Below are 10,257 nucleotides of genomic sequence, written 5' to 3' on the forward strand. Positions count from 1 at the left end.
TTATTCGGAAACATAAGAAAATAATAACATTAGTAGGAATAGCATTATTAGGTATTTTACTGATAGTTAGTGTTGTTTTCGGAATTAAACATTGGAGCAAAGATAAGAAGGATGAAAATCCGTCCACGAGTGTGACTCCAAATACAACGACAACACCAGAAAAAACTCAAGAAAATGAAAAACCTAAAGAAGGTAATAATACAGACGAACAAGGTGTTAAGGATAAAGACGCAAAAGAAAGTCCACAAGAATCAGGAACAGAAAAAGGAACCGGTAAGGAGGGAACGGCAAATTCAAGCGAACCGGTCTCAGTCGGTGTTTCAGAAATACGAAAAGAAACCGATTCTGGACAGTCAAACAAAATAACAAAAAATCCATTAAATACTGCGATAAATCAGACTGATTTAGGAACTTTAAATACTAAACCTGCTAATTTAGAAGCAATTAAAGAATTAGTTTTATCTAAAAATACTGGTTTAGACAAAGATGCTAAAAATTATGAATTAGTGAATGTTATTGGCGAAACTGAAACTAAAATTAAAGCTACTTCGGATAATGCCACATATGAAGGCGAAGTTAAATTAACATACGTTAACATGGAGAGGATAGCAAAAGAAACTGATGAAAAACATAACCAAATAGATTTCGATTTAACAGCTATCACTGAAAATGATAAAAATGACTTAAATAACTCTAGAGACCAAGTTCTTTCAAGAGGAGAAAATAATGCAACATTGAAAGAATCAGCAACTTTAGAACAAGTTCAAACTTATAAAAACAAAGTAGAAACGATTTTGAACAACCAAAAAGAAGCCAAAAAACCTTTTATTAAGTACATTTTAAAAAATCAATCCAAAGTTGATAATATGGATGTCACTGAAGGAACGAATATCATCAAAAGTGAATCCGATGACGAAGGTTTTAAAAAAGCAAAACTGCATTCTTATAGATTAAAAAATCTTCAAAAATTAAAAACTAATATTGAAAATAAAATCATGAGAAATGCAACCCTAGAAAAAAGAATAAGAAATAAAGAACAACAAGTGATGTGGGGATTAGAAAATAGTTATAAAAATTATGATTCTACTTATGACAGTAAAGGAAATGAAGTTTCACGCATTTGTTATAAACAAGAAGGCGTTCCAGAATATAGCTACAGTTGGGTCGCTACATACGATGATAACGAAAATCTAACTGAAAAAAGATCTATCAATAATAAAAAAACAGATAATAATTACGAATACAATTGGGATAATTTTCGTACTTGGAACGCCACATATGATTCAAACGGGAATAAAATACAAAATAGAAAATTAAAAAAGCCAAAAGAAGATGGCACTTTACAAGTAGATTGGGAATCGGTTTATACTTGGGATGCTGATTATGATGATGATGGCAACAGAACGGAAGTAAGGAAATTTAAAGTTTCAACAGATCCAAATGTAGAACAAGAAGTAGATTGGTCTAAATCTATCAAACGTTTATATGACGATAAAGGGAATATAATACAAAATAGACAATTAAAAGTGTCTGCTACCGACGGAAGTTATGAAGTCAATTGGTCATCTGATCAGACTTGGGATGCTGAGTATGATGTTAACGGCAATCAAATCAAAAGAAGAGGTTTTAAAAACAAATCAGACGGAACAAGAGAAATTAATTTGTCTAATTCTTGGGACGCTAAATATGATCAAAACGGGAATAAAACTCAAAATAGAAAATTAAAAAGTTTGAATTCAGATGGAAGTGTTGAAGTAGATTGGAATTCATTTGATACTTGGGATGAAGCTTTCGATCCAGCCGGGAACAAAATTAAACATTTAGAATATAAATTGCAAAACGGAGAACCAGTGATCGATTGGTCTAAAAGCCAAACACTGGAATATAATGCGCTAAGAAAAATAACCAAAAGTTATCGTTATCGCAACGAAAACGAAAAAGATTGGACACATGATGACACTTACACTTCTAGTTGGGACGAACGAGGAAATCAATTGCAGAATTTGAAATATTTAGCTAGTGGTGAGGTTGATTGGGCGCATGACGAAACTGGTAGTGCTCAATACAATTCTAAAAATTTACCAATTAAAATTTTTAAATATAAAGCAACAGGCGAAATAGATTGGACACATGAAGGAACTTGCGATATTGAATATGATGAACAAGGAAATCTATTAAGATACATAAGATATGATGAAAAAGGGAATAAAATAATTGTTAAAAATCCATTAAATACTGTTATAAAAACGACCGATTTAGGCACTTTAAAAACTAAACCTTCTGATTTAGAGGAGATTAAAGAATTAGTTTTATCTAAAAATACTGGTTTAGACGAAGAAGGCACAAATTATGAATTAGTGAATACAATTGGTGAAACTGAAACCAAAATTAAAGCTACTTCAGATAATGCCAAATATGAAGGTGAAGTTAAATTAACATATGTTAGCTTAGAAAATATAATGAAAACAGCTAATGACATGTATCAAAATATAGATTTAACCACTATTTCTGAAACAGAGAAATACGACTTAAATAATGCTCGTGACGCAGTTGTTTTAAATGAAAAGTCGCTTTTAAAATTGAAAGAATCAGCAACTTTAGAACAAGTTCAAACTTATAAAAACAAAGTAGAAACGATTTTGAACAAACAACAAGGCAATAAAATTTATATTCAATATATTTTAAAAAATCGATTAAAAGTTAGTAATATGAACGTTACTGAAGGGACTAAATTAACTAAAAATGACTTACATCAACTTGCTAAATTAAACAAAGCTTCTTTAGAAGATCTTTCTAAAGTAAAAACCAATATCGAAAACAAGATAGTAAGAAATCAAACTAAAGAATTTAGAGCAAGAGACGGTAACAATAATATTATTTGGGGCCAAAACAAAGTTCATGATAATGTGGACTCCACTTATGATGACAACGGTAACGAAATCAGACATATCAGTTATAAACAACAAGGCGTTATCTACCCTTATTTCAGCTGGACTGCTATTTATGATGAAAATGGTAACAAAAAAGAAAGCAGAGGCTTAAATGCTGATGGTAATGTTGATTATAGTTCTTGGAATTCTTGGAACGGTAAATACGATCAAAACGGTAATCAAACAGAAAAAAGAGCTCTTAAAGGGATAACGAGCCTTTCAGAAGGCAGCACTTTAATCATCAATTGGAATTCTACCAACACATGGGATGCTGCATACGATAATAACGGTTATCAAACGATAAAAAGAGCTTATAAAACAGGTGCAGACGATTCAGAAGGAGTAATTAGATGGGATTCTCCTAACACTTGGACTGGTGTTTCTGATAATAATGGCAATCGAATCCAAATGAGATATTATAAAGACAATCAAGAGGTTAATTGGGTCAAATCTTATGATGCTCAATACGACAGATATAACAATCAAACCCAAAGTAGACATTTTTATAATGAATTAGACGAACAAAACCAACCAAAAATTAATTGGGGAGAATCTTGGGATGCTAAATACAACGATAATAGAGAAGAAATTGAATGCAGACGTTATAAAAAAGATGGAACTATTAATTGGGGACACAAAAGCACTTATAACGCTGACTTTGAAAACGGAAAAAAAGTTAAATTATTAAAATATAAAGATGGCGGCGTTATCGATTGGACAAACGAAAATACTTTCACTGCTAAATTTGACAGCAACGGTAATCAAACTGAACACTTGAAATACACAGCTGAAAATGTTGTTGATTGGGGCAATCCATACACTTGGAAAGCCGAATACGACGATCAACATCGAGAAACAAAAGTCTTGAAATTCAAAAACGATGGAGAGGTAAATTGGGATCATCAGGACACTTTCACTGCTGAATATGATACTAATGGTAACATGACAAAACGCAGAAAATACAAACAACAATATTCACATAAAGATGACAAAGACGCTATCGATTGGATTTATCAAGGTACTTATGATGCTAAATACAATAACAACAATATGCAAACCCGAGGTCGCAGATACCAAGAAAATGGTGAGATAGATTGGACTAATGAAGGTACTTTTGATGCTGAGTATGATCAAAACAATTGTCAAACCAAATATCTTAGATACAAAGAAGGTCCTGAGGAAAATCCTAAGGTTGATTGGCTGCATGAACAAACTTTTACTGCTAAATACGATGCACAAAAAAACCAAATAGAATTATTAGTTTACAAAGATGATGGTACGGTAGATTGGACACACGAAGAGACTTACAGTACCCGATATGATGGTGATGGAAATCCATATAAAATAGTATTTGATGAAAATGGAACCCCTAGAAGAGTTTAAGAAAGGAAAAAAACAAATGAAATCCACAACTAAATCCGGTTTTACTTTTACTATATTTGCCGTTCTTTTAATATTTATTGTCTTTTTCAATAAAGAAATATACGCTTTTAGCAAAGACGAATATAAAGTAGTGAAGGCTACGGAAAATAAAGTAGAATATTATCCTGACATTATTAAAAAACTAAAAGAGTTAAAACAAGGAACGGATTTTATTTTGGAAAATCCTCAAAATAATAAAGTTTATTATAACTCCAAAAGCGCGACCAATGATCAAGTGGTTTTTGATAAAGCAATAGATTATAATCAAGGCGAAATTTCTTATAATATGATTCCTTTATTGATTTATTTTGAAGGTGGCACTAGAACTAATGATATGGCTGATTACGCGCAATTAATAAATTCAACCCAAGATGTTACCAAACTTTATCTTTTCAAAGGTCAAAAAGGTGGTGGAGATGTCATTAGCTTAGTAACTCCTAATAAACCACAAGAAACTCAAAAAGGCGGAAGTAAACCTATCACTTTTGATGATGTAGCGGGAATGGACGAAGCGAAAGATGAGTTAAAAGAAATAGCGAAATATTTCAATAATAAAGCTTTATACGAAAAATTCAACATTAAAGTCCCTAAAGGGGCTTTATTGTATGGTCCACCAGGAACAGGTAAAACTATTTTAATGGAGGCTTTGGCGACAGAAGCTGGAGTGCCTTATATTATCGCCGATGGACCTGAATTCGTTAAAACATATGTTGGCGATGGGCCTGAGTTATTGAAAAATAAATTTAAAGAAGCGGATGAAAAAGCAAAACAAAGCGGTAAGGGTTGTATTATCTTCATTGATGAGATTGACACTATCGCGACCAAAAGAACAAACGATCCTCAAGCGGTTGGTATTACTCACAACAAAATGGTTAATACTTTATTAACTTTACTAGATGGGATGCAATCCAATAAAGATGTTGTTGTTATTGGAGCGACTAATAAAGATGATTTATTAGATGACGCGTTAACTAGAGCTGGTCGTCTAGACCGTAAGATCTATGTCGGTTTACCTGATAAAGCAACCAAAATTAGGTTATATAATTTATTCTTAAAAAAATACAAAAAAGATAACCAATTAGAAGAGAATATTGATTATGAACGTTTAGCTGATAAATCAACTGATTTTAGCGGAGCAACCATTAAAAAAATAGTTAATGAAACTGCTTTCAATTCTATCCAAAATAAGTTAAAAGAAGAAGTAGTGAATTTTATTATAGATAATTATCAAAAAATTGATGAAAAGAAACACGAAGAATTATTTCACGGAAGAATCGATGGTAAAACAGATTTAACTAATAAAGAAGAACTTTTAAATTATAGTACTACTGATTTAGATAAAGTAGCAGACACGATGAAAAAAATCCTTTTCCCTAATGAGAAAGATTATTATGTGGCTTATATTTTACAAAACCAAGGACAAATCTTTTCTCAAGATTATAAGGAAATTACCAAAGATACAACCATAGATAAAGATAAATTACAAGATAAAAATTATTTAAGTCAAAGAAGTACACCGGATTTAGAAAAAGCAACCCAACAGTTAAAAGATTATTTGATCACTAAAAATTTTAAATTAACGGAAAAAGATTTAGTGGATAGCATTGATAAACATTTATTCGGTCGCCAAGTACTCCAAAGAACTTATTCCGAACAAGAAAAAAAGATTGTGGCGGCGAACGAAGCGGGGCACGCTTTAATCCAATACCTCCAACAACCCGATCTTTTTTATAAAAACACCATTGATTTATCTAATAACCCCGTAGCTCATAATTATGCTGAACAATTTGGTAATTTTAAAACTAGAGAACAATTGTTAGAAAAAGTGAATTTCTTATTAGCTGGTAGAGCAGCCGAAGAACTCTTAATTGGTTCAGTTTCGACTAAATCACAAAAAGATTTAGAAGAAGCTAAAAAAATAATTGAAGAGATGGTTTATAACCAAGGGATCGAAGATAACCATTATGTTTCTTTCAACACTTTCCCGAGCAAAGACCATATCTTTTATGAATCTTGTAATAAATTATTAAACGAAGCTTACAATAAAGCTAAATTATATATTAAAAATAACGAACCTTTGGTCAAAGAAATTCAAACCAAATTGCTTCAAGATAATTATATCGATAAACAGGGCATGATAGAATTAAACCAAAAAAATAGCCTTAATAAAAGTCCTATCTTAAACGCTGATAAAAATCCTAACTACGACTACTTATTGCCAATTTGGGCTTGGTTAGCGATTGTTTTAGGAGTTTTAAGCATTATTTTATGGGTGGTAGTTTTAATTATTAAAAAAAGAAACAGGAAGGAGGTTTAATTATGGCTTCAAATAAAAAATTCAAGAAAAAGAAAAAATGGAAAGTTATTTTATTGGCTGTCATTTTAACTTTAACTTCTCTTTTATTAATTGAATATTGGCCTGATTTAACTCAAAAAGGAGAATCAACATCAGCTAAATTCATTTTAAAACAAATCCAAAAAGGGGAAGTGGAAAAATACAGTGACAATATTGAATCAAACGGTATTAGAGCTTTTTTAAGACTTAATAATCGTAAAAAAATAGTGATCCAAACTAGAGATGGTAAAATTTATTATACCAAAACAATTGATGATTTAATTTTAAAAGAAATTGATCATGAATTAATTTCCAGAAGAAACGAATCAGTTACTTTTGAAAAAGTACCGACTGATGTTCGTTGGGGTTTAATTATGCCTTCTTTAACTGTCTTTTCCGCCTTAGTAGGGTTCATTTGGCCAGTCTATATTATTTCTAATATGCTAGAACGTCGTAAAATGGGCAAAATGGGTGATGGTGTTGATAGTTTACAAGGCGAAAAACAACCTATCACTTTCCTTGATGTGGCTGGTAACGAAGAAGAAAAAGAAGAACTTAAAGAATTAATTGATTTTTTAAAAAATCCTAAAAAATATGAAACCATGGGCGCTAAATCCCCTAAAGGAGTTTTATTACAAGGACCACCAGGAACTGGTAAAACTTTATTAGCGAAAGCACTAGCCGGCGAAGCAGGCGTGCCTTTCTATGCCACTTCTGGTTCCGAATTCGTGCAATTATATGTTGGTATGGGAGCTTTAAAAATTAGAAATCTTTTTAAAGAATTAAGACAAAATGCTCCTTGTATCCTGTTTATTGATGAGATCGATATTTTAGGAATGGCAAGAGGCAATAATCATTCTAATAACGAAGCCGATCAAACCTTAAACCAATTATTAACCGAAATGGATGGCTTTAACGCTTCAAAAGGAATTATGATTATTGGAGCAACCAATAGAAAAGAAATGTTAGATCCGGCTTTATTAAGACCGGGCAGATTTGACCGTCATTTCACGGTTGGTTTACCAAATGTCAAAGCCAGAGAAGCTATCTTAAAAGTTCACGCTCATAATAAAAAAATAGCGCCTGAAGTAGATTTCTCTCAATTAGCGAAACATACTCCAGGTATGAGCGGAGCTGAATTAGCTTCTGTTTTAAATGAAGCCTCTATTTTAGCTGTAAGAGCGAACAAAGAAGAAATCACTATGACAGAATTAGAAGAAGCTATCGACCGTGTTTGGATGGGACCAGCAAAAAATTCTAATAAGTATGATGAAGAAGAAAGAAAAATGGTCGCTTATCATGAAGCAGGACATGCTGTCATCGCTTTAAAAATGTCTCACGCAAGACAAATTCAAAAAATAACGATTGTTCCTCGTGGAGATGCTGGTGGTTATGTTATTACTGTTCCAGAAAAAGAAACCTTCTTTTCTTCTAAAAAACGCATGTTAGCTAGCATCGTTGTTTCTTTAGGCGGCAGAGCAGCCGAAGAATTAATTTTTGATGATGTTTCTAACGGAGCTTATGATGATTTTAAAAAATCCACCCAAATAGCGACTTTTATGGTAACTAAATTAGGGATGTCTGATTTAGGACCTACACAAGAATCGAGCTTTTCGGATAAAAAATTAATCGATACAGAAGTTAAAAAAATTATTGATGAATCTATGGAAGAAGCTAGAAAAATCGTTAAAGAAAATAAAGCTTTATTAGAACAAATAGCGAACAAACTCTTAGAAACATCAACTATCACCAAAGATCAATTGGATAAGTTAATAGAGTCCAAGAGTGATAAAAAAACAAAAAGTTCTAAAAAAGAGACAAAAACTATATAACATTACAAATAATATTTTTAATTAAAATATAAAAATTCATAAAAACAAAAAGAACCCATAACAGGGTTCTTTTTTCATTATATATCTAATATAGTTCAAAAAATAATTTTAAAAATTTATATTTTTTTAAAAAAAGTAAATTATTTAATGAAAAAACAAGTAAAAAAAACTCCATACCCTTGTTTTTTTTTTTTTTTGTGTATAATAATTTTTAATAATTTAACTTTTTAAATTATTAAAAATTATTTCCCAAATTAAGAAAGGTTAAAAAGAAATGAATTATAAAGAAGTTATTCGGAAGCATAAAAAAATAATATTATTAGTTGGTTTAGGTTTATTAACTTTGTTAACAGCGTGTACTGCTGTTTTGATCTTTAAAAAACTTAATAACAAAAATAATAATAATTTGCAAAATGAAGCCCCAATAGAGGTGAAAAATCCTACTTCGGAACAACTTCCAACAAAGAAAGAGACAGAAGAAGTAACTCTCAATCAAAAAAATGCTTTAAAAAAACAAGTTTTAAATATAGCTCAAGATTATCGCAACGCCAAAGGTATGACTATTCAAGATGTCAGCGACGAGCAATTGGAAAATAAAATAACATCTCAACAAAATTCTCGCCCATCTTCATCTTTAGAAGAATTGACTATAACAACTAAACAAATGGTTGACGAAGTGCAACTATCCAAAGCATTAAATATAGCTCAAGATTATCGTGAACAAAAACAAATTACAGTTGAAGAGGTAAGTGATCAAAATTTAAGAAGCACGATTCAAAATCAACAAACACCTACTTCAGCCTTAGAAGTTTTAACGCAAACAGCTAAACAATTAGTAGATAATAGATTATTAGAAAGAACTAATTTAAGAAATCTAGCTTTACCTGCCGCTCAAGAATATAGACAACAACAAAATATAACGGTCGAAGAAGTAAGTGATGGACAATTAACCAACGCGATCCAAACGAAACAAACAGAAAAGCCTACTTCAATATTAGACGAATTAATCCAAACAACTAAAACGTTAATCAACGACAAAAAGGTTGAAAAAACTTTAACAATTGCTCAAGATTATCGCGAAAAACAAGAAATTACACCCGAAGAAGTAACAGATCAATGTTTTAAAAATGCTATTCAAATTGAACTAAATAAAGAACCAACGACTTCTTTAGAAATTTTAATTAGTTCAGCTAAAAAATTAGTTAACGATAAAAATTTATCCAAAACTATCCTTATGGCTAAAGAATACCGAAATAACAAAGGTATTACGATTGAGGAAGTTAAAGATGAAAAGTTAGAGGAAGTTATTCAAGACAAACAAAGTCAAAACTCAACCGCACTTAGCAATGAGTTGTTTGAACCTGCTAAAAATATATTAGATCATTTTACTGTGGAAAGCAATGATAACGGAAAAAGAATTACAAAACGCAAACAAATAGATCAAGATTTAATAGAATACATAAATGAATATGATTCAAACGGAAAACTAATTAAAAAATTTGAATACAACCAAGAAGGAAAGTTGAACAATACTTTTGAGTACTTTTCTAATGAAGAATCTTTGCAAAAGGAAATAAAAAGAGTTAAATACAAAGCTGACGGAATAACGCCACATTATAATCATACATCATCTTGGTCTAAAGGTTTTAATGCTCAAGAAAAACAAACTCACTTGTATAAATATAAATCCAACGGAGAAATTGATTGGTCAAAAAGTAACACTGCTACATTTGACGAA

Annotated in this window: 3 protein-coding genes and 1 pseudogene; all 4 read left to right on the top strand. The window is 31.1% G+C overall.

Annotated features, from left to right (window positions below; all coding sequences use genetic code 11):
- Positions 1–4,313: pseudogene (locus HR065_RS00105) on the top strand (hypothetical protein); the annotation flags it as partial.
- 16 nt (positions 4,314–4,329) lie between these two features.
- Positions 4,330–6,669, top strand: coding sequence for an AAA family ATPase (locus HR065_RS00110; protein ID WP_178733892.1), 2,340 nt, complete (start codon positions 4,330–4,332; stop codon positions 6,667–6,669).
- 2 nt (positions 6,670–6,671) lie between these two features.
- Entirely contained in the window at positions 6,672–8,519 is a 1,848-nt protein-coding gene (gene ftsH, locus HR065_RS00115) for an ATP-dependent zinc metalloprotease FtsH (RefSeq protein ID WP_218644369.1), read from the top strand.
- Positions 8,520–8,793: 274 nt separating this feature from the next.
- On the top strand, positions 8,794–10,257 hold a 1,464-nt coding region (locus tag HR065_RS00120; protein WP_420885484.1), incomplete at its 3' end, for a DUF2963 domain-containing protein.

The sequence above is a fragment of the Candidatus Phytoplasma pruni genome (assembly GCF_013391955.1).
GTDB lineage: Bacteria > Bacillota_I > Bacilli_A > Acholeplasmatales > Acholeplasmataceae > Phytoplasma.